The organism is Amycolatopsis sp. NPDC051102 (assembly GCF_040682815.1).
In the GTDB taxonomy this organism is placed as follows: Bacteria; Actinomycetota; Actinomycetes; order Mycobacteriales; family Pseudonocardiaceae; genus Amycolatopsis.
Genome location: NZ_JBFBBT010000001.1, coordinates 374,058 through 397,465 on the forward strand (window position 1 = coordinate 374,058; position 23,408 = coordinate 397,465).

Annotated in this window: 22 protein-coding genes; 12 read left to right on the plus strand and 10 right to left on the minus strand. The window is 69.9% G+C overall.

What is annotated here, in order from left to right; genetic code table 11:
- Positions 1-100 precede the first annotated feature (100 nt).
- Positions 101-1,483, minus strand: coding sequence for an amidohydrolase family protein (locus AB0M93_RS01660; RefSeq protein ID WP_364267050.1), 1,383 nt, complete (start codon positions 1,481-1,483; stop codon positions 101-103).
- A gap of 125 nt (positions 1,484-1,608) precedes the next feature.
- Here AB0M93_RS01660 and AB0M93_RS01665 point away from each other — a divergent pair, with 125 nt between their 5' ends.
- From AB0M93_RS01665 to AB0M93_RS01700, 8 genes are all read left to right on the plus strand, one after another.
- Positions 1,609-2,871 (plus strand): cytochrome P450, encoded by a 1,263-nt coding sequence (locus tag AB0M93_RS01665; RefSeq protein WP_364267053.1) that lies wholly within the window; start codon positions 1,609-1,611, stop codon positions 2,869-2,871.
- On the plus strand, positions 2,871-3,278 hold the full coding sequence (locus AB0M93_RS01670; RefSeq protein WP_364267056.1) for an SCP2 sterol-binding domain-containing protein: 408 nt from the start codon (positions 2,871-2,873) through the stop codon (positions 3,276-3,278). Before AB0M93_RS01665 ends, AB0M93_RS01670 begins: the two co-directional genes overlap by 1 nt.
- Entirely contained in the window at positions 3,275-3,580 is a 306-nt protein-coding gene (locus AB0M93_RS01675) for a hypothetical protein (protein WP_364267059.1), read from the plus strand. Before AB0M93_RS01670 ends, AB0M93_RS01675 begins: the two co-directional genes overlap by 4 nt.
- A gap of 20 nt (positions 3,581-3,600) precedes the next feature.
- Positions 3,601-4,926 (plus strand): alpha/beta hydrolase, encoded by a 1,326-nt coding sequence (locus AB0M93_RS01680; RefSeq protein WP_364267062.1) that lies wholly within the window; start codon positions 3,601-3,603, stop codon positions 4,924-4,926.
- 27 nt (positions 4,927-4,953) lie between these two features.
- Entirely contained in the window at positions 4,954-5,901 is a 948-nt protein-coding gene (locus AB0M93_RS01685; RefSeq protein ID WP_364267065.1) for a zinc-binding alcohol dehydrogenase family protein, read from the plus strand.
- Positions 5,902-6,121: 220 nt separating this feature from the next.
- Positions 6,122-6,490 carry a transposase gene (locus AB0M93_RS01690; protein ID WP_364268895.1) on the plus strand — a complete coding sequence of 123 codons (369 nt, stop codon included), beginning with the start codon at positions 6,122-6,124 and terminating at the stop codon, positions 6,488-6,490.
- Entirely contained in the window at positions 6,487-6,864 is a 378-nt protein-coding gene (locus tag AB0M93_RS01695) for a transposase (protein ID WP_364267067.1), read from the plus strand. Before AB0M93_RS01690 ends, AB0M93_RS01695 begins: the two co-directional genes overlap by 4 nt.
- A 247-nt stretch (positions 6,865-7,111) precedes the next feature.
- On the plus strand, positions 7,112-8,164 hold the full coding sequence (locus AB0M93_RS01700; protein ID WP_364267070.1) for an IS110 family transposase: 1,053 nt from the start codon (positions 7,112-7,114) through the stop codon (positions 8,162-8,164).
- Positions 8,165-8,291: 127 nt separating this feature from the next.
- Here AB0M93_RS01700 and AB0M93_RS01705 read toward each other — a convergent pair whose 3' ends face one another.
- A complete protein-coding gene (locus tag AB0M93_RS01705) occupies positions 8,292-8,939 on the minus strand; it encodes a helix-turn-helix domain-containing protein (protein ID WP_364267073.1) in 648 nt (215 codons plus the stop codon).
- Between the two features lie 107 nt (positions 8,940-9,046).
- Here AB0M93_RS01705 and AB0M93_RS01710 point away from each other — a divergent pair, with 107 nt between their 5' ends.
- A complete protein-coding gene (locus tag AB0M93_RS01710) occupies positions 9,047-9,787 on the plus strand; it encodes an ABC transporter ATP-binding protein (protein ID WP_364267076.1) in 741 nt (246 codons plus the stop codon).
- Positions 9,788-9,884: 97 nt separating this feature from the next.
- Here the strand turns inward: AB0M93_RS01710 and AB0M93_RS01715 are convergent, their stop codons facing one another.
- From AB0M93_RS01715 to AB0M93_RS01740, 6 genes are all read right to left on the minus strand, one after another.
- Entirely contained in the window at positions 9,885-10,502 is a 618-nt protein-coding gene (locus AB0M93_RS01715; RefSeq protein WP_364267079.1) for an ABATE domain-containing protein, read from the minus strand.
- Positions 10,495-11,613, minus strand: coding sequence for an MFS transporter (locus AB0M93_RS01720; RefSeq protein ID WP_364267082.1), 1,119 nt, complete (start codon positions 11,611-11,613; stop codon positions 10,495-10,497). Before AB0M93_RS01720 ends, AB0M93_RS01715 begins: the two co-directional genes overlap by 8 nt.
- 62 nt (positions 11,614-11,675) lie before the next feature.
- Positions 11,676-12,485 (minus strand): dimethylargininase, encoded by an 810-nt coding sequence (gene ddaH / locus AB0M93_RS01725; RefSeq protein ID WP_364267085.1) that lies wholly within the window; start codon positions 12,483-12,485, stop codon positions 11,676-11,678.
- Positions 12,482-13,234 carry a cyclase family protein gene (locus tag AB0M93_RS01730; protein ID WP_364268897.1) on the minus strand — a complete coding sequence of 251 codons (753 nt, stop codon included), beginning with the start codon at positions 13,232-13,234 and terminating at the stop codon, positions 12,482-12,484. Before AB0M93_RS01730 ends, ddaH begins: the two co-directional genes overlap by 4 nt.
- A 167-nt stretch (positions 13,235-13,401) precedes the next feature.
- Positions 13,402-15,549 carry an FUSC family protein gene (locus tag AB0M93_RS01735; protein WP_364267088.1) on the minus strand — a complete coding sequence of 716 codons (2,148 nt, stop codon included), beginning with the start codon at positions 15,547-15,549 and terminating at the stop codon, positions 13,402-13,404.
- Between the two features lie 50 nt (positions 15,550-15,599).
- Positions 15,600-17,183, minus strand: a complete 1,584-nt coding sequence (locus AB0M93_RS01740) for an FMN-binding glutamate synthase family protein (RefSeq protein ID WP_364267091.1) — start codon at positions 17,181-17,183, stop codon at positions 15,600-15,602.
- Between the two features lie 357 nt (positions 17,184-17,540).
- On the opposite strand from AB0M93_RS01740, the gene AB0M93_RS01745 reads away from it, so the two are divergent.
- Positions 17,541-19,109 (plus strand): PLP-dependent transferase, encoded by a 1,569-nt coding sequence (locus tag AB0M93_RS01745; RefSeq protein WP_364267094.1) that lies wholly within the window; start codon positions 17,541-17,543, stop codon positions 19,107-19,109.
- A gap of 204 nt (positions 19,110-19,313) precedes the next feature.
- On the opposite strand, the gene AB0M93_RS01750 is transcribed toward AB0M93_RS01745, so the two are convergent.
- Both AB0M93_RS01750 and AB0M93_RS01755 read right to left on the minus strand, forming a co-directional pair.
- Positions 19,314-20,528, minus strand: coding sequence for an MFS transporter (locus tag AB0M93_RS01750; protein ID WP_364267097.1), 1,215 nt, complete (start codon positions 20,526-20,528; stop codon positions 19,314-19,316).
- Positions 20,528-21,559 carry a GNAT family N-acetyltransferase gene (locus tag AB0M93_RS01755; protein ID WP_364267100.1) on the minus strand — a complete coding sequence of 344 codons (1,032 nt, stop codon included), beginning with the start codon at positions 21,557-21,559 and terminating at the stop codon, positions 20,528-20,530. Before AB0M93_RS01755 ends, AB0M93_RS01750 begins: the two co-directional genes overlap by 1 nt.
- 215 nt (positions 21,560-21,774) lie before the next feature.
- Here AB0M93_RS01755 and mtnA point away from each other — a divergent pair, with 215 nt between their 5' ends.
- Together mtnA and mtnB are read left to right on the plus strand one after the other, a co-directional pair.
- Positions 21,775-22,791 carry an S-methyl-5-thioribose-1-phosphate isomerase gene (gene mtnA, locus AB0M93_RS01760; RefSeq protein ID WP_364267103.1) on the plus strand — a complete coding sequence of 339 codons (1,017 nt, stop codon included), beginning with the start codon at positions 21,775-21,777 and terminating at the stop codon, positions 22,789-22,791.
- The gene (gene mtnB, locus AB0M93_RS01765; protein WP_364267106.1) at positions 22,788-23,396 is read left to right on the plus strand and encodes a methylthioribulose 1-phosphate dehydratase; all 609 of its coding nucleotides are present in this window, start codon (positions 22,788-22,790) and stop codon (positions 23,394-23,396) included. Before mtnA ends, mtnB begins: the two co-directional genes overlap by 4 nt.
- Positions 23,397-23,408: the final 12 nt, after the last annotated feature.

The following is a 23,408-nucleotide window of genomic DNA, read 5'->3' on the forward strand; positions in this document are numbered from 1 at the left end:
AACGCCTCATCCGAATCGGGCTGCGCGGACCGAGGCATTTCTTTCTTGCTTGTCAGGCGTCAGTACCAATAAATTGTCGCGTCCCCTGTTAGAGCGACGCTCAAGCGGTGGAAACCGAGGTGGCGGTGACGTACTCCGCGGCCCGCAGTGCTTTGGTACGCACGTCGGCCAGGTCGTGGCCCACCAGCTTGCCGTTCTGCTTGACCACCTTGCCGGCCACCAGCACGGTGTCGACGTTGCCCGGGTGCGCGGCCGTGACGACGGCGCCGATGGGATCGTGCGCGCACGCCAGGTTCACGTCGTCGGCCCGCAGCATCACGACGTCGGCCTGCTTGCCGACCTTGAGCGAGCCGACCTGGTCGGCGAGGCCGAGCGCGACCGCCCCGTCCAAGGTGGCCATCCGCAGGATGTCGCCGGGGGTCACGTGCGGGCCCGGGACGAGGTACGTGCTCAGCAGGGCGGCGCGCATCACGGAGAACATGTCGCCGCCGACCGTGGTGACCACGTCCACGCCGAGCGCGGTCTTCGCGCCGGCCGTGCGCAGCCTGCCGATCAGCGGGCCGCCGTGGCCCAGCCGGGCCTCCACCGCGGGGGTGACGGACACCGCGGCACCCGAATCGCCGATCATCTTCAGCTCGTCGTCGGACAGGTCGTTGCCGTGCACGTACAGGATGTCCGGGCGGAGCAGGTCGTGTTCGCGCAGCAGCTCGATGGGCCGTTCGTTGACCGGGCCGCTGCCGATGTGCGTCACCAGCGACAGGCCCAGCTCATCGGCCAGGCGCCAGTCCGCGAGGATCGACTCCGCGTGCTGGTTCGACGGGCCGAGCGAGGCCGCCACCATGGTCAGCAGCGGGCTGTCCGCGGTGAACAAGGCGTGCGCCCGGCGGACCGCGGCCGTGTCCTGCGGGGTGAGCAGGTAGCCGAAGACCGCGCGGACACCGGCCGTGCGCAGCCCGTCGAAGGCCGCTTCGGCGTAGTCGTAGTCCGACTCGCCGGCCACGTAGCCGTCCGGCGTGATGCGGTCCGCGCGGGCGTAGGCGAAGTCCTGCACGGTGGTGACACCGCCATCGAGGCACTCCAGCGCGCCCAGCGTGTTCGCCGCACGCACGTCCTCCGGCCGGAACCGAGGACCGAGATGCTGGCGCACGAGGGCGAAGTACTCGGGCAGATCCATGTCCACCGCGATGGAACGCAGCACGGCCTGCCACACGTGCCGGTGGGTGTCCACGAATCCCGGCAGCACGATGTTGTGGCTCGCGTCCAGCACGGTGGTCCCGGCCGGGGCGGGCAAATTCGGGCCAACTGCGGCGATACGGCCGTCTTCGATCAGTACGTCGCAATTGTGGTGCACGATTGGTGCCGGTTCGGTGTCAATGACCAACCCGTCACGCAGAAGCAGGGATTCCACCGCGTCTCCCATACTGGTGTGAAAGAAAGGAACGTTCCCCGAAGTTAGCACAGTCTCTTCTGCCCGCAAACGCATCCGGACAATTGATCGACCATCGAGCCGGGCTTGAGTACGGCTTTAATCCGGGACGTCATCAATTACTTCAGCAGATTGTTCCGGCTCGTGCCACGGCCTGCACACACACGATCGAGGAGTCGTCGATGACCACCCACATCGCCCCTCCGGACGCCGCGGCCGAGCACGCCGCGAACGAGGCGTTCGCGGAGCTCCTGTTCTCCCCGGAGGGGCTGGCCGACCCGTACTCGCGCTACCACCGGCTCCGCGAGGCCGTCCCGGTGCACCGCAGCACGCTGGGGACCTGGGTGCTCACCCGCTACGACGACGTCGAGGAGTTCCTGCGCAGCAAAGAGGTCAACAAGGACATCCAGGTCTACATGGCCGGTCGGTTCGCCGGCCAGTGGGACCAGCACCCGGCGCTGCGCAAGCTGGCCGCGAACATGTTGTGGGCCAACCCGCCCGACCACTCCCGGCTGCGCCGGATCGTCAACCGCGCCTTCACGGTGAAGCGCGTGATGCAGCACCGGGTCTACATCGAGCAGCGGTTCGACGAGCTCATCGCGCCGCTCGCCGAGGCGGGCGGTGGCGACTTCTCCAACGACGTCTGCTTCCCGCTCGCGCTCAGCGTGATGGCTCACCTCGTCGGTGTCCCGCAGGAACAGGCTCCGTTGCTCCGTGACAAGATCCGTGACTTCCAGCGGGTGTTCGAGCCGGGGATCACCGCTTCCGAATTCCGCACGGCCGATGAGGCGGCGGTGTTCCTGGACGACTACTTCGGCGAGCTGGTGCGCGAACGGCAACGTGAGCGGCGGGACGACCTGCTGTCGGCGTTGATCGACGCCGTCGACGAGGACGGTGAGCGCTTGACGTTCTACGAGCTCGTCCAGATGTGCCACATGATCATCGCCGCCGGCAGCGAAACCACCACGTTCTTCATGACCAACGGCATCCGGTTGTTCATCGAGCACGCGGACCAGGCGGACCTGGTGCGCAAGGATCCGGGGTTGATCGGCCAAGCGATCACCGAGGTGTTGCGCTACGCGCCTTCAGCGCACATGATCCCGCGGACGACGACCGGGCCGGTTCGGCTCGGTGACGTCGAGATCCCGGCGGGCTCGCGGGTCATGGTGTGGATCGCGGCGGCGAACCGCGATCCGGAGCACTTCCCCGACCCGGATCGGTTCGACGTGACCCGCAAGGACACCACGCCGCTGGCCTACGGGCTGGGAATCCACTTCTGCCTCGGCTGGCGGCTGGCCAACCTGCAGGCCGAGGTCGTCTTCCCGGCGATGCTCAACCGGTTCACCGGCATGGAGATCACCGAGCCGCTGCGCCACCGGGCGCGGGTGGCGTTCCCCCAGCTCGAAGCCCTGCCGATCCGATTCACCAAGGTCAAGGAGGCGTGATGGGCACCGCACAGACCCAAGTCCGGTTCCTGTCCGAGGAATACCTGGCCGAGATGGAAAACCTGGCCTCGGCGAACCAGAAACCGATCCCGCACGTCAACGCCCGGGTTCAGTTCCGGGTGACGGACACGCCGGAGTCCACCGTGTACTTCTCCTTGGTGATCGAGAAGGGTGCCATCGTCAAGGTGTTTCGCGGCAGGATCGAGGACAGCGACCTCACCATCACGGCCACCTACCGCGACCTGGCCGACTTCCAGTCCGGCGAACTGCACGCCGCCACGGCGTTCGTGACCGGGCAGTTCGCGGTAACGGGGGACAAGGCGAAGCTGCTCGACCTGATGATCGTGCTGCAGTCCGGGGCGTACCACCTGTTCGTCGCCGACCTGTGGGCGAGGACGACGTGGTGACGCATACGATCTTCTTCGCGTTCCCCGACCAGATGACCGAGGCCGACCGCGCGGAGTTCTTCCGCGAGGGCAGCGCGATGGCGCTGGGATCGGGTCTGGTGGAGTCCTATGTGTACAAGCCGGCCATCCCGCTGCCGACCCAGGTGGCACCCGCGTTCGTCCCGACGGACATGGCGCAGATGAAATACCCCGATCTGGACTCGCTGCGCAAGTACCTCTCGCACCCGCCAGTCGCCCGGTTCGTCAGCAAGTGGCAGCGGAAGTTTCCCTACCGGGCGGTCTCGGTCAACACCGAGGACTGAAGGACTGGAGTGAGGACACCATGCCGCTGAATCCCCACGCGCTGGCCCACCGCGATCCCCGCTTCGCCGATCAGCGGTGGCTGCTGGACCTGGTCATCGGACTGCTCGGCCCGGAATGGGACCAGGACCGGTTGCACTACCTCTCCGCTCCGGTCAGTGCGGACCACAAGGGCGCCATCCTCGGTCTCGAGAAGTCGATCCGCAAGCTGGACGACTTCACCCGCGAGATGGTCAAGCTGGCCCGTCACTTCGAACGCCGTGGTGCCGGGCAGGAGCGGTCCGGTCATGCCGTTTCGGCGAGCGACGACTACTTCACCGCCGCGATCCTCTACGGCGGCGCGCAGTGGCCGATCTTCACGAACTCCGAACTCAACGTCGTGCTGGAGCAGAAGAAGTTCGACTGCTACACCGCCTACACCGCAGGGGCGGACCACCACGTCGAACCGGTCGAGATCCCGTACGGGGACCAGTCGCTGGCCGGCTGGCTGCACCTGCCGGCGGAATCGGCCGGCCGGCCCGGCACGGTGCCCTGCGTGGTGATGCTGTCCGGAATGGACGGTTTCAAGGAGATGAACGTCTTCGCGTCCGCCGACCGCTACCTTCGCCGTGGCATGGCGGTGCTGTCCTTCGACGGCCCGGGGCAGGGCACATCGTTGGTGCGGGAGATCTGGTACGACCCGGACGACTACGGGCAGGTCGGCACCGCTGCGTACGACCTCGTCGCGGCGCGGCCGGAGATCGATCCCGGCCGGGTCATGCTGTGCGGCGTCAGCCAGGGTTCGTTCTGGGCCACCCAGATGGCCGCCGCCGAACCGCGTTATGCCGCGTGCGCGGTGATGTTCACCTGCTTCGACCCGGGCAACACCACCATGCTCACGACCCATTCGCCGACGTTCCGGCAGCGTTTCATGTACATGACCGGCACGTCCAGTGTGGCGGAGCTGGAGGCGAAGCTGACCACCATGACCGTCGCCGGCCTCGGCGAGCGCATCTCCATGCCGTACCTGGTCGTCATGGGCGAGGACGATCCGCTGTGCGACCCGGTGGACACCTACAACCACCTCAACGAGGTCCGCGGCCCGAAGGAGCTGCTGTTCTACGTCGGCGAGCACCACGCACCGGTCACCCGCACCGCGGGCAGGCTCGGGCCGGCCGTGTTCCTCGCCGTCGCCGACTGGCTCGCCGACCGCGCCGCCGGCCGGCCCGCCACGTCCCGGCACGTCACCATCGACTCCCTCGGACGCAGCCACATCGAGCCGTGGGGCGAGCACCGGCACTACACCTACGGCGCGCCCCTCGATCCGCAGACCCTGTTCAAGGACGGCCCCGAAACCGGCTTGGCCTGAGAACATCGACACTTTCCGGGAGCGACCATGAAGGCTGCCGTCCTGCACGCGCCCGGGGACGTCCCCCGTTTCGAGGACGTCCCCGAGCCGGAGCCGGGGGAGGGGCAGGAAGTCCTGCAGGTGACGGCCTGCCCCCTGACCAACCTGGACCGGATGCTCGCCGCGGGTACGCATTTCGCGTCGTCCGCGAACCTCCCGGCGGTGTGCGGCACCCTCGCGGCGGGCAGGTTGTCGGACGGCACTCGGGTGCTGTTCCGGTCACCGGGCGGCGCGATGGCCGAGCAGGCTGTGGCGAACCGCGCGTGGTGCACCCCCATCCCCGAAGGCTTGGACGACGACCTGGCCGCGGCGGTCCAGAACCCCGGCGTGTCGACGTGGGCCGCTCTGGAATGGCGGGCCAAGCTGCGGCCGGACGAGCGAGTGCTCGTCCTCGGCGCGACCGGAGTCGCCGGCCGGATCGCGGTCCAGCTCGCCAAGCGCCTCGGCGCCGGCCGGATTGTGGCCGCCGGACGCAACACCGACGTCCTGGCCGCCCTTCCGGGCCTCGGCGCGGACGCAACCATCCAGCTCGACCAACCCGACGACGAGCTGCGGGCGGCATTCCGCGCCGAAGGAAGCTTCGACGTCGTCCTGGACTACCTGTGGGGCCGGCCGGCCGAGGTCTTCATCAGCACGCTCGGTCACACCGACATGGTGCTCAGGTCAGCCTGCACCCGCTTCGTCCAGGTCGGCTCGACGGCCGGAGCCAACGTCTCCCTCTCCGCGGATCTGTTGCGCAGCAGCGGACTGGAGTTGGTCGGATTCGGCACGGGCAACGCACCGCCGGCCGCCGAACTCGACCGTCTGCGCGGCGAGGTCATGGGCTTGGTGGCGAGCGGCCAGCTGCGGATGGACGTCCGGCGGGTCCCGCTGGCACAGGTCCACGAGGTGTGGAATCTCGACCAGAAGGGGACCAGGACGGTCCTGATCCCCTGATAGCTGGGGATGCCCCGCTCCTAGGGCCTGTATCGAAGTCTTCTCCAGCAAGTTGAGCTGGTGCTGGGCGTGTCGGTGGTTGAAATAGGTGAGGTCTCCGGTAGGTGGTTCGTCGACCAAGAAGAACCTGAACACCGGAGACCTCGTGGACACCCTAGCGGTGACGGGGCGGTTTGACCTGACCGACGAGCAGTGGGCAGCGCTGGAGCTGTTGTTGCCGGTGCCGTCGCGGCCGGGTCGACCGCCGTTGTGGAGCAGGCGGCAGCTGATCGACGGGATCCGATGGCGGGTGCGCACCGGCGCACCGTGGCGGGACATGCCCGAGGGATATGGGTCCTGGGCAGCTGTTTATGGGTTGTTCCGGCGCTGGCAACGGGCTGGTATCTGGCAGCGGATTCTGACCGCGTTGCAGGCCCGGGCCGAGGCGGCTGGGCGGATCACGTGGGATGTCAGCGTGGATTCCACGATCGCGCGGGCGCATCAGCATGCGGCGGGTGCGCGGAAAAGGGGGATCTGCAGGCCGAGCCGCCGGGCGGGGTCACCGTCGAGCCGGAGGATCATGCGTTGGGCCGGTCGCGAGGCGGATTGACCACGAAGCTGCATCTGGGGTGTGAGCAGGGGCAGAAGCCGTTGTCGATCGTGCTGACCGCGGGGCAGCGGGGCGACAGCCCGCAGTTCATCCCGGTCCTGGCCGGGATCCGGGTGCCTCGACCGGGCGGTGGCCGGCCGCGGACGCGTCCTGATCGGGTCCTGGCCGACAAGGCTTACACGTCGAAGGCCAACCGGGCTCACCTGCGCGGTCGCGGGATCAAGGCGACGATTCCGAGCAAGGCTGATCAGGACGCGCATCGCAAGGCCAAGGGGTCGAAGGGCGGTCGGCCGCCCGCCTTCGACCCCGAGATCTACAAGCAGCGGCACGCGGTGGAGTGCGGGATCAACCGGCTCTGTGAGTGTGGTGGATAGCGGTTCCGGTCTGGGCCGTTGCCAAGATCGGTGCTGGTGGACTGGGATGACTCGAACCGGCTCTGGCCGCGCTTGCGTGCCTTGCGTTTGACCTGTCTCCCTTCTCCGCCAGCATCGACTTGGCCCACCAGCTGGCTTGATCAGAAGCCTGTCCGCACCGCGGTGCGTGACCCCTCACAGAGATGCCGCTCGGTGCCCAGGCCGGTGACCACATGCCCACCCCTGGACCGATGAGGATCAAAACCACATGCCGGTACTGGCCGATGTCGTCGACGCCGTCGTCGGCGGCGATACCCACCGCGACCTCCATGCCTTGGAAATGGTCACTCCTGCGGGAGTCACCGTGGCCACGACCACGATCAGCAACAGCGAAACAGGCTTCGCAGACGCGCTGAGCTGGATCATCGACCATGCACCAGGACCGCGTGTGGTGATCGCGTTGGAGGGCACCCGCGGCTACGGCATTGGCCTAACCCGAGCGTTACAGGCCGCCGGATGGGCCGTCATCGAAAGCGACCCACCACGGCGCGGTGAACGCCGCAGAGGCAAGTCGGACCCGATCGACGCCCACCTGGCCGCCATGCGCGCCCTCAGCCTCGACAGCACCCGGCTGCCGACACCCCGCGCTGACGGAGACCGAGAAGCGTTGCGGATACTGCTCGGCGCTCGCGCCGAACTCACAGCGACCAAGACGCGCCAGATCAACCGGCTACGGGCTCTGCTCCTAACCGGCCAGGACGCCGACCGGACACTGGCCCGCCAAGCCCTGACTGTCGACGTCCTCACCCAGCTGGTCCGACGACGACCACGCCACAACGAAACGCGTGAACAAGCCGTCCGTCGCACCGAACTGCGCCGCCTGGCCCGATCGATCCGGCGCATCCGCGACGAACTCATCGAAAACAAGACCCAGCTCTCCGCCCTGGTCGCTGACCTTGCTCCCGCACTGCTGAGCTCCGTCGGTGTCGGTCCCGTCAGCGCCGCCCAGGCCATCGTGTCCTGGTCGCACCCTGGACGTTGCCGCAACGACGCCGCCTACGCCGCGTTAGCCGGCGCCAGCCCCATCCCAGCCAGCAGCGGACGCACCACCCGCCACCGCCTCAATCGCGGCGGCGACCGAGCCCTCAACAACGCCCTGCACGCCATCATGCTCACCCGATGGCGCGTCTGCCCCCGAACTCAGCACTACATCGACAAACGACGCAGTCAAGGCACCAACGACCGTGAAATCCGTCGCCTCCTCAAACGCTACATCGCCCGAGAGCTCTACCGAACGCTGAACGCCACCATCACCACTTGACAAACATAGAAGCGTCAAACGCCACCGCGGGGTGGCCACCCGCTACGACAAGCTCGCCGTCCGATACGAAGCCACCGTCCACGTCGCTGCGATCAACGAGTGGCTATGACCCACTTCGATACAGGCCCTAGTCGCGCTTCGAGCGTGGTTTCGCCGGCGTCGTCAAGTAGGCGAGTGCCAGCTCGGTCGTCTCGAAGGCCCATGTGTTCCATGACAGGTCATCGGGCCAATATCGGCAGGTGGCTGCGCGGTGCACGCAGGCGCCGATGACCGTTCGGGCGGCCATTCGGATGGCTTGGTGACCATCGCTGCGTGCGATCTCCTGCAGGTAAGGCCGAGTGGAGTCGACGAGAGACCGCTGTATCGCCGCAAGTGCCTGCAAGCCGCGGTCGCGACCTTCTGCGCGCTGGCCGTCGAGCAGCTCCGAGAAGACTCGGTCGTGGCTGGTGAAGGTGCGCGCCAAGGCTTGGGTGAAAGCGCTGATGGTTGCGTGCAGTCCGGGGCCGGACGTGCGGAGTGCTTCGTCGACGTTGGTCTCGAGTTGCGTGAGCAACTGGTCCTTCACAGCGTGCAGGAGCTGATCCTTGCCGGAGAACCGGCGGTAGATCGCCCCCACTGACATCTCCGCCTGTTCGGCGACGGCGCCGACGGTGAACTCCTCGATCCCGCGCGACGCGAGTACGTGCTCAGCCGCTGCCAGCACCTTCTTAAGGGACGCCCGGCTGCGGGCTTGCTGTGGCGGGTGGAAGCCCCGCTCCGCGAACTGCTTGCTCACCGGCCGCACGTTACCTCTCGCCGAAGACGGGCCGCAGCGGCCGCCCAGATGCGAATGATAACTTGCGTTCGCATATGCTGGTGGTCGGACGACGAGAGGGGCGGAGCATGGTGGGTATCGAGGTGCGGAACGCCTACGTCGACTTCCCGATCTTCGATGCCAAGACCCGCTCACTGAAGAAGCAGGTCCTGGGCAAGGTCGGCGGCAAGATCGGGACCGGAGCGAAGGTGCCGGTCATCGAGGCGCTGCAGGACGTCACCCTGTCCCTGGAAGAGGGCGACCGCGTGGGCTTGGTGGGGCACAACGGCGCAGGCAAGTCGACCTTGCTGCGACTGCTGTCCGGCATCTACGAGCCGACCCGCGGAAGCAGCCGGGTCGTCGGCCGGATCGCGCCGGTGTTCGACCTCGGCGTGGGGCTGGACCCGGAGGTATCGGGCCGGGAGAACATCCTGATCCGCGGCTTGTTCCTCGGGATGAGCCGCAGGCAGATGGAGAAGCGGATCGACGACATCGCCGAGTTCACCGAGCTCGGTGACTACCTGCACCTGCCCTTGCGCACCTACTCGGCGGGCATGCGGGTCCGGCTCGCGCTCGGTGTGGTGACCACCATCGACCCCGAGATCCTGATCCTCGACGAGGGCCTGGGCGCGATCGACGCCGGATTCCTCGCCAAGGCCCGCTCGCGGCTGGTGGACCTCGCCCGGCGCTCCGGCGTGCTGGTGTTCGCCTCGCACTCCGACGAACTGCTCGCCGAACTGTGCACGACGGCCCTCTGGATGGACGAAGGCCGGATCCGGATGAGCGGCTCGCTGCGCGAGGTCATCGACACCTACAAGAGCCGGGTGTAGCCGGACTCGCTGCCTCCGGAGCCGGGCCCAGGGCACGCGAGGCTGACCACACGAACGCTCGACGTGGCCATCGACAACAGCCGGTGTCCGTTGGCGTTCACGCCTTCCTGGTGGTGGAGTTGCGCCGGCTGGTTTTTTCCCAGGTGCCGCATGCCGTCATGCTGCACCACCGGCGCAGCCCGTTCTTGCTCGTGTCGTAGAACAGCCAGCCGCAGCTGCCGTTGTGTCCGCGGCACTCCTTGATCCGCCCGAAGTCGGCGTTGATCGCGGCTTCCGCCGCCGAGCGGGCTATCGGCCAGAGCAGGCAGTCGAATTCGCCGCGGGGGGACCAGCTCCAGTCCAGCCCGGTGGGGGTGGAGATCAGGGTGGCGTGCCGCATCGCCTCGGCGTAGGCATCCTGGAGCTGACCGAGGGCCGGATCGGGTGGTTCTTCACCTTGGGCGATGGCGGCGAACACGGCATGGATGGCTTCGCGCAGCTGCTTGGCGCGCCGCAGGGTGTCCCGGGCGCCGTCGGGATCGCGCTGGACGCGCCTGCGCAGCAAGCTCGCCCGGTTCGCGCCGATGGTCCCGGCGTTCGAGGACCATTCGATGAGGCTCGCGAAGTCCGGGAGGTAGTCGTGGGGAGCCTTGTCGGGCCGCGCCCGTCGCGGGCCGACGGTGTTGGCGAAGTCGAGGCAGACGATGCCGCCGATGTGCTCCAACGGTTCAGGCATCGCAGTTCTCCTGAGCGGGTGTCGCCGTCGTGCTCAAGGAGGGCAGCCGGCGGGTGTGCCGGGGCAGCGCCACCAACGTGGCGAGAGCGAGCAGCGTCACGACGGCGAACGCCGTGGCGAGCCCGGCGTGGTCGACGACGAGCCCGAGCGTCGCCGGGCCGAGCGCCGCGCCGAGGGTGATGAAGACGACCACGACGCTGAAGCCGCGGGTGGGATGGTCGTCGAAGACCGTCGAGCTCCAGACCGACAGCAGCGTCCCGCCGACCATGAACCCGGCCCCGTAGAGCAGGGGGGAGGCCAGCGCGAACTCCCAGCCGGCGGGCGCCAGCCACAGTATTGCCGTCGAGGCGGCGAGGACGATCTGTGCGGCGACGAAGACGGGACGGAGGCCGTGCCGGCGCACGAACCGGCCCGTGAGTACGCCGACGGTCCCCGCGAGCCCGATGACCGTCCACAACGCCGGCGCCGCGCGCTGGTCTCCGCCGTTGGCGGTGGCGACCGCGACGCCGGCGAACGACCAGTAGGACGCCCCGACCAGGCCGGACGACGCTGCCGCCCCGAACAGAGGCCGGGCGCCGGGGCGAAGGACGAGCTCACGCCACCGGATCTGCTCACGAGGTTGCGCACTTGCTCTCGGCGCCGCGGGCAGCACCCGCATGGTCCACGCGGTCACCAGAAAGGCTGCGACAGCCGCACCGAGCCACACCCACCTCCAGCGGGAGTCGGCTGCGAACAACGCGGCAGGCCCGGCCAGGACGACCCCGAAGGTGGTGCCGGTGCTGATCATCGACAGTGCGTGTGATCGTGCTCCGGGCATCACGGTGTCCTGAACGACGTCGGAATACGGGGTCCAGACCCAGCCGGGGGACATCCTGGATATCGTGACTCCCGCTACCAGGAACCAGGTGTTCGGCGCCACGGCGATGAGCAGGCTCGTCACTGCTCCGAGAGCGCCGGTCGACCCGCCGAAGCCGGCCTGGAAACGCGGCAGGAACAGGCCGTACCCGTACCGTCCGAAGCCGTAGGTGACCGCCGGGGTCGCCAACCCCGGCAGCCCGGGACGCCACGGACCCGACCGCCCATCGGCCGCCTCCGGTGTCGCAGTGGACACCGCTCTTGGATGCATGCCCCCGTGCACCGCTGAAGCCGCTTACGGTGGTGTACTGCCTGTTGTCATCTGGCCGGTGTGCCTGGGCGCAGCTCCAGGGTGCAGCATTTGGGGCCGCCACCGGAGGCCCGGAACTCCGAGAGGTCGACCGGGATCGGTTCATACCCACGATCGAGCAGCTGGTTGGCGAAGTGCGTGCTGCCGGAAGAGATGACGACGTGGTGGCCGTCGGATATCGCGTTGAGGGCGAAGTGGCCGGCGTCCTCGGCGGTGGCCAGCAGGGCGTCCGGGTACAGGCGCTCGAGCAGACGCCTGCTGCCCGCCGAGAACGCGCCGGGGTAGTAGGCGATCGTGTCGGCGTCGAGCGGTAGCAGGGCGGTGTCCAGGTGGTAGAAGCACTCGTCGACCAACCGCAGGGAGATCACCGGGTGGCCGAGGAACTCCTGGGCCTCCAGATGCGTCGCGTGGTCCGTGCGGAAGCCGGTGCCCGCCAGGACATGCCGTCCGGTGAAGAGGAAGTCGCCCTCTCCCTCGCCGATTCCCTCCGACATCGTGACGGTGTAGGTGCCGGTTGACTCCAGCCACCGCTCGTGCGCTGCGGACTCGGGTTGTCTGGTCGCACTGCGGAACCGCGCCACGAACGCACGGCCGCCGACCACGACAGCGCCGTTGGCGGTGAACACCATGTCCGGTAGGCCCTGCACCGGATCCAGGAAGCTCACCCGGTGCCCGAGGCGCTCGTAGACGTCGACCAGGCTGCGCCACTGCGCCATCGCGCGTTCTTTGTCGACCACATGGTCCGGCTGCATCCAGGGATTGCTCTTCTCGGTCACGTCGAAGTGGACCGGAGCGCACATCAGGTAATGCCGGCTCATGCGTCCGGCACCAACGCCAGAACGCGGGCGGGAAACGCTGTGGCGTCTCGGGCCTTGCCGACGCCGACGACCACCGTGGCGCCGAGCGGCGGGACTTCGGACAGGCCCGCCATCATCTCCACCTGGTAGCGGTCGTGCTCGAAGATCCGGGCCTCCGCCGGGTGTTGCCTGACGGCGATCTCCTCGGCGTTCGATCCGTCGGCGTCACAAGTGACCCGGCGGCCCGGGTCGGTGTCGATCGTCTCGTGGCCGAAGGCCGTGGTGTCCCGTTGCCCCACCAGGAAATCGATCGCGGCCACCGTCCATCCCGGTGACCGGACACGGCCATCGGGCTCACGGCCTCGCATCGCGTCCTGGGCCGGCCACCGGTTCGACCAGTCCGACCGGAAAGCCACGAAGGCTTTTCCCGGCACCTGGCCGTGCCGCCGCTCCCAGTCCAGGACGTGCGGAACGTCCAGGCAGGTACCGGGATCACGGGCCACTTCCGCGGACAGGTCGATGACCACCAGCGGCAGGACCAGTTCGTCCGGCCGCAGCTGGTCCACGGTGCGTCCGCCCGCACGCATGTGCGCGGGGGCGTCCACGTGGGTCGCCCAGGCGCCCGGCATGCTGTGCCGCTGCAGGTCGAAACCGTCCTGCCGGAGGCTGAGCGCCTGCTCCCGGCGCTCCCCGGCGAAATCCTCGGAGCCCGCCACATCGGGGCCGAACGCGTGCGTCAGGTCGACAATCCGTAACGCCTTCGGCCCCATTGACACGCTGTTCAGGATGAGCTGGCCGACATTTCGTGGCCATGGCGTATCGCGAGGTCAACCGATTAGTGTGACACTCCGTCCCGATTCCGCTACTTTCCGGCTGAAAGCGCTGCGCCGATCGGGTCGTCCGGGACTCGTCAGCAGACGCCGGTGGGGCCGGGTGCTCACCGCCACCAGGGGCGATGGCGCTGGGTGGCCACCACGCCGGCCGGCTCGACGAGCTCGGCGAGCCGGGCGGAGATGTGCTTGATGTGCTCGTGGACCCACAGTGCGCACGCGAGGTCGCGCACCGAGGCGCCGGGCTGCTCGAGCAGATCCGGGAAGGTGGGCGGGGCGAGCATGGGGACGTCGCCGTGGTCGGTGCGGTCCAGGCGGGAGGCCAGGTGGTCGTACCAGGCGGCGAGCTGGGCCGCCTGGTCGCCGAGGAGCCGGCGGAACGGGTCCGGCTCGACGTGCGGGTTCGGGAGCCCGGCCAGTGAGTGCGCGGTGAGCCGGGAGCGGACGGTCCCCATGACCAGCCGCCACAGGTCGGGCTTGGGGACGTGCTTGGTGCCCTGCTCGCTGAGGAACCCGCGGAGTGCGTCGTCGAGGCGTGCTCCGGCCGCGGTCGCCGCGGCGGGGGACGGTGGGTCGTGGCGGAGGCCGAGCGCCCAGTTCGTGGCCGCCGACAGGTACGCGCCGCCGGTGCGGAACGCGTCGGCGAGGTCGTCGGCGACCACGGCCCTGGCGCCGCGGGGCCAGAACAGCGCGCCCACCACCAGGCACACCGCGCAGCCGATCGCGACGTCCTCGATCCGCACGACGCCGATCTGCCAGCCGGCCGGTGCGAGCAGGTTGAACAGCACCGAGACCGTCACGGTGAAGGCCGCCTGGCCGGCGGTGAAGGGCAGCGCGCCCGGCGCGTAGCCGGCGACCAGCACCGCGATCGGGAGCGCGATCCACAGCGCGGGTGCGCTGGTGCCGATGACCAGCAGCAGCATCGCACCGATGACGACGCCGAGCGCCGTGCCGAGCAACGCCCGCAGCGCCGTCGACCCGGTCGCCGCCGCGTTGCCGCGCAGGACGGACAACGTGCCCAGCACCACCCAGAACCCGTGCTCGACGCCGCTCGCCCCGGCGACGACGACCGCCGCGGTCAGGGCCGCCGCGCCGCGCAGGCTGTTGACGAACCACACCGACCGCACGCTCGTGTGCGGAGACGCGACCCGCGCCAGCGAGGCCATCGAGAACCTGCCGGGAAAGCGCGTCCGGCGGGCGCCGGGCACCGCGGCACGGGCTTCGGTCACCGCCTCGCGGACGGCGAACGCGCCGGTGCGGGCGTGGAAGGAGAGGTGCACCGCGTCGGCGTAGCCGGGATCGCCCGAACCCAGCGCGCGCAGCCATGCCACGCTCGCCTGGATCTTGCGGTCCAGCTCGCCGACGTCGAAGGAGCCGGGCCGGCCGGCCAGCAGCCGGGAAACCTCGCGCAGGCCGGCGCTGGTCTCGACGAGGAGCTCGCGCTCGACCGCGGGTGCGCCGCTCAGGTCGGGGTACTCGCGCACGGTGTCGGCGATGACCGAAGCGCACCATTCGAGCAGGCCCACCAGGTTGTCGAGGGCCTGGTCTTCGGCGGCCAGCCCGGTGGGGCGGTAGGGCGTCGCGGTGAATTCGTCGATCAGGTGGTGCTTGGCTTCGACCGCCGCTTCGTGCGCCGTGTCCACGTCCGCGCCGCCGCGCAGGGCCGCCTCCAGGTGATCGGCCAGCGCGCCGGCCGCCCGCGCCGCTGCGTCCCGCAGGGCCGTGGCGGGGGAGCGGGGCGACAGCAGCAGGACGGCCGCGGTGCCGACCACCGAGGCCAGCCACCAGCCGCCGAGGCGGGCGGGCACCATGCTCATCGTGCCGGGGGAGGCGGCCGGGAGTACGTAGGCGAGCAGCGCGGCGACGCCCCCGGCGGCCGCGTTCGGTCCGGCGACTCCGCCGAAGAGCACCAGGAAGGTGACGACGAGCGTGACGACCGCCGCCAGGAGCAGCGACGCGCTGGCGGCGGTGCCGATGACCAGCAGAACGCTGCCCGTGACGGCGAGTCCGAAGTGGGCGCGCAGCTTGTCGCGCCGATCGCCGCCGAACGACGCCATGACCAACGTGGCGAACCCGCCGAAGGCGGCGAACGTCGCCACCTGCAGGTCGCCGATCACCGTGATGCTGACCGCGAAGAGGACGGGGACCACCAGGGTGGCGCGGAGGGCACGCAGGCCGGCGGCCGTCGACCACCGCGGCAGCCAGTCCCGGGGCGCGGCGCGGCGGGTCTTCAGAGCGGGGGAGTCGATCGCCACCCGGCGAGCATAGACGGCGACGGCGTCGCGAACGCCCTGATGGCGGCCGCTCAGACGGTGAAGCGGTCCGGATCGGCCGCTGCCCAGTCTTCCGCCCAGTCCCGCGGGGGTTCCGACAGCAGCTGCCCGGGCTCGAGCCAGTCGTAGAGCTCCGCGTAGGACAGCACCTGGTGGGGGTCGACGCGGCGGCGGAGCATGTGCGGCCGCAGCTCGGCGGGGAACCGGACGCCCATCGACGCCATGATCTGCTGCGCGCCGGTCACCGTGGAGCGCTGGAACCGTTCCACGCGCAGGGACTTGTCTTCGACGACCAGTGCGCGGGCGCGGCGGGGGTCCTGCGTGGTGACGCCGGTCGGGCAGCGGTTGGTGTGGCAGCGCTGGGCCTGGATGCAGCCGACGGCGAACATCATCGCCCGCGCCGCGTTGGTGTAGTCGGCGCCCTGCACGAGGCGCTTGACGATGTCCGCGCCGGTGGCGACCTTGCCGCTGGCGCCGAGCTTGATCCGGTCGCGCAGGCCGGTGCCGGCCAGTGCGTTGTGGACGGTGATGAGGCCTTCGGTCAGCGGGGTCCCGATGTGGTCGGCGAACTCCAGCGGCGCGGCGCCGGTCCCGCCTTCGGCGCCGTCGACGATGATGAAGTCCGGTGTGACGCCCTCGGCGAGCATGGCCTTGCAGACGGCGAGGAACTGGCGTCGCGACCCGAGGCAGAGCTTGAACCCCGTCGGCTTGCCGCCGGCCAGCTCGCGCATCGAGGCGAGGAACCGGACCAACTCCCGCGGGGTGGAGAAGACCCGGTGGTAGGGCGGGGAGATGACGCTCTTGCCCTGGGGGACGTCGCGGACGCGGGCGATCTCCGCGTTCACCTTGCCACCGGGCAGCACGCCACCGATGCCGGGCTTCGCGCCTTGGGACAGCTTCAGCGACACGCACTTCACGGCGTCGTGCGCCGCTTTGTCCGCGAATTCCGCTTTGTCGAAATCGCCGTCGGAGGTCCGGCAGCCGAAGTAGCCGGTGCCGATCTCCCAGACGAGGTCACCGCCGTGCCGCAGGTGGTACTCCGACAGCCCGCCTTCGCCGGTGTCGTGGGCGAACCCGCCGAGCGCGGCGCCCTTGTTGAGGGCCAGGATCGCGTTCGCGGACAGCGAGCCGAAGCTCATCGCCGACACGTTCAGCAGCGCCATGTCGTAGGGCTTGGTGCAGTCGGGACCGCCGATCCGGATCTTCGGCGGATCGTCGGGCGGCGCCACCGGGGCCATCGAGTGCACCAGCGACTCGTACCCGTCGGCGTAGACGTCCCGTTCGGTCCCGAACGGCTCTTCGGCGTCGGTGCCCTTGGCCCGTTCGTAGACGATGCTGCGGACGTCCCGGTCGTACGGGCGGCCGTCGAAGTTGCGCTCGACGAAGTACTGCTGCAGCTCGGGGCGCAGCGCTTCGAGCAGGAACCGCAGGTGCCCGAGGATCGGGTAGTTCCGCAGGACCGAGTGCCTGCGCTGCGCGAGGTCCCAGCACCCCAGGCCGGCGAGCAGGAGCAGCGGTACGGCGAGCAGCCACCACCACGGGCCGGCGAGCAGGGCCAGCGCGGCGACGCCGAGTGAGAGCAGTGACAGCACGGCCACCGCAGCGAATCTGAGCACGGAACCGAAGCTAACGGCGGCACCGGCCGAGCGCAGGGCGAGCGGGGCGATCACGCCACTGATGGGGCATTCGTCCCCTGCGTCGCCCCGGCCCGGGCGGCCGAGCCGCTCCGCTGGAGAGCACGTATGGAGATGGCGATCGAAAACCGTGGGTGCATCCTGATGTCGGAACGTATGCCGAGGCGCCCTGGTCGCAGCGCAGCTAACGCTGGAGAGCTATTGATGCGTGCGGAAGAACTGTTGGCCACCACCGAGTTCCCCGGCCACGACAGCCTGTGCGGGCGCGCCCCCGAATGTCATCGCTCGCTCATCGACGCGGCGGGCACAACCCAGCGACAAGCGGTGTGACGGAGCACAATGACTGAGCCAGCTGAGATCCTGCCCGTCGTGGACGCCGCGCCTGCCTGGCGCGCCGTCCTGTCGGATTCGATCGAGGAAACCATTGCCTCGCAGGTCGCCGATCTGAGCGAGCAGTTCGACAGCTGCCTGCACGAACTGCGTGCCGCCCGCACCGACATCGAGGAGTTCTCCGCCTACTGCGCCCGCCACGGGTTGCATGTGGACGGTCCGGTGCTGACCCATCTGACGGCGTCCACGGAGCAGGTGCGGTTGCGGCTGATCCGGGAACAACGCTCGATCTCCGGCACGTCCACGGTGGACTCGTCGGCGGAGCTCTCCGCGGCGGAGGCCGTGCTGCGGTTCGGGCAGGCCACGCTCGCCTACGTGCGCAACAGCCTGGAGTGGGCGTCCAAGTCCTACTCGCAGTCGAACCGGGTGCAGTTCTTCGGCACGCAGACCGAGTCCTGGCCGCACATGAACTACGACCGCAACGGCACGCACCGGGCGGTCACCCGGGTCGAGCGCCAGCTGCTGTCCGTGCTCGGCCTGTCCGCCGACGACTACGGGATCGGCGCCACCTCTTCGGGGATGTCGGCGTTCACCTGGATCGAGGCGTTCCTGCTGCGTGACCGGCTGGTGCCGGGCGACCACATCCTGCTCGCCCCCTACATCTACTACGAGTCGGCGCAGCAGCTCACCGCGCTGCCGCACGTGATCTGCGACCGGGCCAGCGGCTACGAGGTCGAGGAGATCATCGGCGACGTGGTCCGCCTGCGCCCCAAGGTGGTCTTCGTCGACCCGCTGGCGAACAACGTGCGGCAGCGGATGTTCGACCTGCCGGAGCTGTTCCGCAGGCTGCGTGAAGTGGTCACCGAGCGGACCACGGTGGTCGTCGACGGCACCATGATCGGCGCCTCGCTGCAGCCGGAGCTGTTCGTCAGCGACGACAAGCTCGAGGTCATCTACTACGAGAGCTGCACCAAGTACCTCCAGCTCGGCCTGGACTTCAACCTGGCGGGCCTGGTGATCTACCCGATCGGGCTGACCGAGCGGTTCGACATGCTGCGCCGCAACTCCGGCGCGGTGCTGGCCCGGCACAACGCCGAGCAGTTCCCGCGCTACCAGGCCCCCCTGCACCAGCGGCGGATGCGCCGGATCTGGGCCAACGCCGAGAACCTGGCCGCCACGCTGCACGCCGACCCGCGGATCTCGGCGGTCGGCGAGGTGCACCACCCGTCGCTGGCGCACCACCCGGACGTGCGGCTGGCCCACTCGCTGCCGTACGGGAGCGGCATCGTGACGTTCCTATACCACGACCGGGCGCGCAACCACTGGGACAACCTCAACGCGGTGGTCGACCAGATCCTGGTGCACGCGCAGGACACCGCGACGCAGGTCACCAAGGGCGTGAGCTTCGGCTACTCGGTGCCCCGGGTCTGGGCGCAGGACGTCGGCACCACCGAGGCCGAGCGCAAGTACGTCCCGGCCACCGACGACGAGCCGCTGTTCCTCCGGCTCTACATCGGCGACCGCGCCCACCAGCTCGCCGACCTGGCCGAGGCCATCACCAAGGCCATCGTCGGCTGACTGTCACTTCCGCGCGTGTTGGCGTCTTACGTCGGTGTGTAGGCCGGCGTAAGACGCCAACACAGCGACGCCACGGGCAACGACACCGATTCGATAGGTGATCTGGCCGCGGGTCCGGTTGGCTTGTGGACCCGGCCACCCGCATTCGATGCATGCGGTCCGAAAGACGGCGCAACGCGGTCGAACGCTGCTTCAACCGGCTCCCTAGACGGTCTCCTCCGTGCGGGGTGCGGGGGCGCCGGCCAGGAGCCGGTCGGGGGTACGGCGTAGCAGGACCGCGGTCACGCAGGCCGCGGCGGCGACCAGTGCCATGATCAGGAACGCCGTGGTGCCTAGCCGGAAGTAGGCCAGCGCGCCCAGCAGCGGGCCCACGATGAACCCGATGTCGGACACCAGCCCGAACGCGCCGAACGCCCGGCCGAGCTGATGCCTCGGCACCAGGCTCACGCCCTGGCGCGCGACCAGGTACAGCACCGGCTCCGCCGTCATGAACAGCAGCAGCCCGGCGCCCATCGCCGCTATCCCGTCGAACAGCCCGACTCCGGCGAGCCCGACCGCCTCGGCGCCGAACGCGAACGCCGAGATCACCAGCAGCGGCCGGGTCTCCACCAGGCGGCCGCAGGTCAGGGCCACCAGCATGAACACGGCCAGGCTGGCCGTGAAGATCACCGATGTGTACCCGACGCCGTTGCCGGTGACCCGGTCGAGGTGCAGCGGCACCACCGGCTCCAGTGCGGCGAACAGCGCGTTGTTGATCAGGTCGACGACCGCGAAGATCCCCACCAGCAGGACCAGCCGCCGCACCGCGCCGGTCGCCACCGGCGCGTCCCCGGCCGGCTCCGGCTCGGTCTCCGCCGGTTCGCCGACCCGCAGGCCGATCAGCAGCAGCCCGCCGCCCGCCGTCACCGCCGCGCCGGCCAGGAACACCCCGGTGAAGCCCAGGAACGGGTGCAGCAGGCCGACCACCGCCGGGCCGATCACCATGCCGGCCGTGCAGCAACCGCCGAACCAGCCCATCACCCGCGCGGTGCCGTACCGCGAGCTCGCCCCCAGCGAGCTGGCCAGGTGGTACAGCGCCGGCATCGTGATGCCCTCGGCCACGCCCCAGGCCAGCCGCCAGGCCAGCACCTGCCAGCCCGCGCCCGCGAACGCCAGGCCGACGACGGTCGCCGAGGTCAGGAAGAGACCGATGACGGCGAGCACCTGCGGCCGCGGCGTGCGGTCCACCAGCACCCCGCCGAGCGGCTGGCCGAACGCCTTGGCCAGCGCGAACCCGCTGAACGCCGCGGCCACCGACAGGGCGGACATCTGGAAGCGGTCGGTCAGCTCGGGCACCAGCGGCACCAGCATCGTGTACGCGACGTTCATCATCGCGGCGGACAGGAGCAGCGCCGCGAGCCCGGTGCGCCGGCGAGCCATCACGGCTGCTGGGCCAACCCGGGATAGCCGGCGACCTCGGCCATGCCGTCGTGCAGGGCGGTCAGCCGGGGCCGGTACACCTCGAGGTCACCCGGTTCGGCGGAGTACCACAGCGACCACAGGTGCACGCCGCCGAAACCGTGCTGGCGCTTGAACCGGTCGTTGCCCCGGCCGAACTCGATCACGTCCCAACCGCGGTCGACGCCCTGCATGAGGATCTCGTAGAGGGCGAACGGGTACGGGCTGAACTCGCTGTACACCTCGGGGTCGTTGCCGGCGGCCCACAGGTAGAGCCGGCGGTCGTGCTCGAGCGTCACCATCGCGCCGACCGTCCGGCCGTTCCACACGGTCCGGATCATCCCGGCGAACGGCAGGGCGAGCACCGCCTCCAGGGTGGGCCGGTCGTAGAGGGCCGGCCAGCCGTGCTTGACCGCGGAGCCGTTGGCCAGCTCGAGGAACCGGTCGATCTGCGCGAGCGCGGCCGGGCCGGTCTCCTCGACGAGCTCGACGCCCTTCTCGGTGGCCCGCCGCCAGCGACGGCGCCAGTCGGTCCGCTTGTTCCGCGGAACCACGCCCATCACCGGGTCCGGACCGGTGCCGGGCAGCTTGTAGTAGGCGGTGTCCAGCCGGGCGAACGCGTCCGGCGGCCGGCTCAGCGCCCACTGCCGGGCCGGGCCGGGCGGCAGGTTGAACACCATGACCCCGGCCGCGCCGAGATCGCGTGCCTGCTCGCGGGCCTCGTCGACCAGCGCGCCGACGGCGGCCGGGTTGCCGGCGAGGTGGGCGGGGCCGTAGACGGAGTAGACCGAGCCGATGGTGAGCACCGGCTTGTCCCACACCGGCCCGCTCTGCGCGTCGTCCTCGTAGCCCTGCCAGAAGGGGGAGTACTCCAGCAGGTAGCGCGGCGCGGTGCCGGCGTCGAGCACGCGCTGCCGGTCGATGGTGGTCCGCGTCCACGCGTCCAGCCACTCGCCGGTATCGAACACCGTCGGCCGAGCGGCCAGGGCCTCAAGATCCGGGGCGACCGTCATCGAGACTCCTCCGTGCGGCATGGGTTCCTCGGCCGACGGTAGTGGCGTACCGTGCTCGCGCGCGAGGTTTCCCTGCCTGGACGGCATTCTGCGAGAAGCCGCGATGGTCGCACGTTTGGAGATGCCGGAAACGATCAGCGGTTGGGACGCTGTACCGCAGGCAGCTCGACCGCCGGAAAGCCGTGTCGCAACAGGGGAATATCGTGGGAGAAGGCATGACGCGCTCGATCGCCTGGCAGGACGGCGTCATCGAGGCGGTCGACCAGTGCGCGCTGCCGCACGAATTCCGGCTGCTTCGGCTGCGCACTGTGGACGAAGTGATCGACGCGATCCAGCGCCTCGCCATCCGCGGCGCCCCGGCGATCGGGGTGGCCGGCGCGCTCGCCGTGGCGCAGTCCGCCCGGGCGCACACCCGAGACGCTGTCTGTGACGAGCTCGCGGTGCGCGCCGAGGCGCAGCGGATCGCCGACGCCCGGCCGACCGCGGTGAACCTGAGCTGGGCAGTGCGCCGGGTGCTCGGCGTGCTCGGCGGCGGCCCGGACGCCGTGCTGGCCGAGGCGCTGCAGATCCTCGTCGAGGACGAGGAGCGCAACCGGTCCGCCGCGGGCCACGCCGCCGACCTGGTGCTGCGGCTGTGCGGGCGCAAACCGTTGCGGCTCCTGACGCACTGCAACACCGGCCGGCTGGCCACGGTCGCCTGGGGCACCGCGCTGGGCGCGATCCGGGTGCTGGCCGAGGCCGGGCAGGTCGACGAGGTGTTGTTCGGGGAGACCCGGCCGCTGCTGCAGGGCGCTCGGCTCACCGCGTGGGAGCTGGCCGAGGCCGGCATCCCGCACCGGATGCTGGTCGACTCCGCCGGCCCGGCCGCTCTGGCCGCCGGCATGGTGGACTGCGTGCTGGTCGGCGCGGATCGCGTGTGTGCCAACGGGGACGTGGCCAACAAGATCGGCACCTACTCACTCGCCCTGGCCGCGTCCCGGGCCCGGGTGCCGTTCGTGGTGGTCGCCCCGGAGTCCACGTTGGACACCTCGCTGGCCAGTGGTGCGGACATCGTGATCGAGGAGCGGGCCGCGAGCGAGGTGACCGGCTACGGTGGCCTCGCGGTCGCGCCGGCCGGGACCGGGGCGTTCAACCCCGCCTTCGACGTCACCCCGGCCGAGCTGGTCACCGCGGTGGTCACCGAGTCCGGCCTGTTCCACCCGCAGGAGACACTCGGAGAGCTGGCCTCATGAGCACCGACGGCATCGCACTGGCCCGCACGGCTGCCGCGCTCTACGGCCGCGGGTGGATGGAGGGGACCGCCGGGAACATCTCGGTCCGGCTGCCCGGCGCGGAAACCGCGCTGATCACCGCGAGCGGGGTCAGCAAGGGCTCGATGACCGCGGCGGACGTGGTCGAGGTGCGGGTGGACGACGCCCGCCCGGTCCGGGAAGGGGGGCCGCGGCCGTCCGCCGAGACCACCATCCACGCCGCGTTGTACCGGTTGTCCTCCGACGTCCAGGCGGTCGTGCACGCGCACCCGCCGTACGCCACCGCGGTCGCGATCCTGGCCGCCCGCCGGGGAGCCGGCACCGTGCCGTTCGCGGACCTGGAGATCATCAAGGGGCTCGGGCTGCCCGATCCGTCCAAAGTGGTCGTCCCGGTGTTCGACAACCACGCGCACGTGCCCCGGATCGCCGGTGACGTGACGGATCGGCTCACCGCGGACGCGCCGCCGGTCATGCTGATCGGCAACCACGGCGCGACCACCTGGGGGCCGAGCCTGGACGTCGCGCGCAACCGGATGGAGTGCCTCGAGGCGTTGTGCCAGCTGACCCTGTTGCTCGAAAAGCCATGAAGCGAAGGAGGA